Source organism: Mitsuokella sp. AF33-22, assembly GCF_003475755.1.
In the GTDB taxonomy this organism is placed as follows: domain Bacteria; phylum Bacillota; class Negativicutes; order Selenomonadales; family Selenomonadaceae; genus Mitsuokella.
Genome location: NZ_QRQA01000013.1, coordinates 92,907 through 93,180, shown reverse-complemented (window position 1 = coordinate 93,180; position 274 = coordinate 92,907). Strand labels below are relative to the sequence as shown.

General features: G+C 45.6%; 1 protein-coding gene. It reads left to right on the top strand.

Annotated elements, in window-relative coordinates:
• Positions 1 to 82 precede the first annotated feature (82 nt).
• A partial coding sequence (locus DWZ54_RS12060) for a transposase (protein ID WP_233541676.1) occupies positions 83 to 274 on the top strand: 192 nt, incomplete at its 3' end.

The window sequence follows — 274 nt, the reverse complement described above, 5'->3', positions numbered from 1 at the left end:
CTTCCTACTTCTATTATACATCATATGAGATTGCCTAACAAACAATATATCGCTATAATAAAAAGGAAGGAGTGTGGTACACATGAAACGAAAAGAGCGCATCCCAGATGCAATCTATGAGCGTGGATACGTCTACAATTTCCACTTTCATCTAATCTGGGTGACGAAGTATCGGAACCCAGCCTTCACGACATCGGAGCTCGTGCAGGAGATGAAAGACATCTTGCTGCGCATCGCGCAGCTGAACGATGTGGCCGTCGAAGAGCTGGAAGTC